Raw genomic sequence first — 1444 nt, forward strand, 5'->3', positions numbered from 1 at the left:
CTGAACAACAGACCCCGAAAAGTGTTGGGGTATCGCACGCCCCAAGAGGTACACTCGGCCCATCAGAGTGGTGCGCTAGCAACTTGAACTCGCCGAATACCGCCCTATATTAGAGGAATCAAAGCGGCCTTCGGGTCGCTTTTTATGTTGTCACTAGCAATGTCAGCGTAGGGAAAAAGACCTGGATCACCCTCTGTGCTGGTTCTTTTTCCAAGTGAAATCAGGACGAGGTCAATCAACGCCGCTGCCTCTGCCGCTTTTTCTCCAACCGAAGGTCCCTTCTGCGCGCTGCTCTGGACTGGACTATGTCCTGGGTGCGCTCCAACTCAGCAATCCGGGCGCGACTTCGCGGATCGGCGATGTACAAATCCAAGAAGATGTTCGGCACCTCGGCGTACATTCCTCCCTTGGCGATTTCTCTGTCGATCAGGCTCAGCATGCGCCGCTGACCAGCCTCTGAATCACGCAAGAAGCTCTCCACAATATCTAGGCCAACATCTACTGGCTGCTCCTCGGCATGGCGTTTTTGCGACATACCTACACCGTAATACGGTTCTCTCCATCAGTGCGGTGGGATACCAGTGTTCCTACCCACCCAGTAGCCGGATGACCAGCCCACGTATGCCCGTTGGCTGAGGCTCTGCTGTAGCAGGGGGCAACGCGGCGTGAGCGGTGACCTCTAGGCAGGCTAGTTGTCCGCGCATGTCCTGCATCTCCGCTCTGGCCGCCGCCTCGCTCGCTTCCTGTGCCAGTTCGCGGCGAAGGATCTCGACTTCGTTCTGGCTCCTCTCCAGTGCGGCCATGACTGGGAGAAGGGAGGGTGCCAGGGCTGCGCGCAGCAACTCGGCCAGATCATCCCGGTCTATCGCCACGCCGGGCAGAACTGAGGTATGCAGTGCAGAAGAGGACGCTAGCTGCTGTTGGCTATTTCTCCCGCTCGTCGGCGTCCAGGCGCTCAAGTTGAGCGTACACATCGCGGCGGTTGCCCTCCCGGCGGCGGCCCACACCGATCACCAGCACCACCACTTCATCCCGGATCACCCGGTACACGATGCGGTAGCGCTGGCCCACCGCCCGCACGCTACGGTGACCGCGCAGCTCGCCCAGCAGCGCCTTGCCCTGCAATTCAGGATCGGCAACCAGGGCCTCGATGCGTTCCAGCAGGGCTTCACGCTCACGGCGGTCCGTCACGGCTTCCAGCATCTCTACAGCTTTGGGGGTCAGGTTGACCTGGTATGGCCCGGTTGCCTGTCCGGTCACGGCGCTCAGCGACTCAGGCGGGCGCGCACGTCGGCCAGGCTGACCCGCTCGCCCCGGTCTGCCTGGGTCATGCTCTCGCGCAGATCGGCCATCAACCCCCCGTCTTCCAACAGATCCAGGGTCTCGGCCAGACTCTCGAACTGCTCATAGCTCAGCGCGGCCATCACCGGCTTGCCGTGGCGGG

Annotated in this window: 4 protein-coding genes; all 4 read right to left on the reverse strand. The window is 61.5% G+C overall.

Going from position 1 to position 1444, the window contains the following annotated elements; translation table 11 throughout:
• Positions 1 to 235: 235 nt before the first annotated feature.
• Entirely contained in the window at positions 236 to 535 is a 300-nt protein-coding gene (locus Q319_RS0123540; protein ID WP_029484797.1) for a hypothetical protein, read from the reverse strand.
• Positions 536 to 587: 52 nt separating this feature from the next.
• On the reverse strand, positions 588 to 872 hold the full coding sequence (locus tag Q319_RS0123545; protein WP_029484798.1) for a hypothetical protein: 285 nt from the start codon (positions 870 to 872) through the stop codon (positions 588 to 590).
• A 52-nt stretch (positions 873 to 924) separates the two neighbouring features.
• On the reverse strand, positions 925 to 1260 hold the full coding sequence (locus Q319_RS0123550; protein WP_034416724.1) for a type II toxin-antitoxin system RelE family toxin: 336 nt from the start codon (positions 1258 to 1260) through the stop codon (positions 925 to 927).
• Between the two features lie 5 nt (positions 1261 to 1265).
• The coding region (locus Q319_RS29255) for a type II toxin-antitoxin system Phd/YefM family antitoxin (protein WP_029484800.1) at positions 1266 to 1444 on the reverse strand (179 nt) is incomplete at its 5' end.

It is taken from the genome of Deinococcus marmoris DSM 12784, assembly GCF_000701405.1.
Lineage (GTDB): Bacteria > Deinococcota > Deinococci > Deinococcales > Deinococcaceae > Deinococcus > Deinococcus marmoris.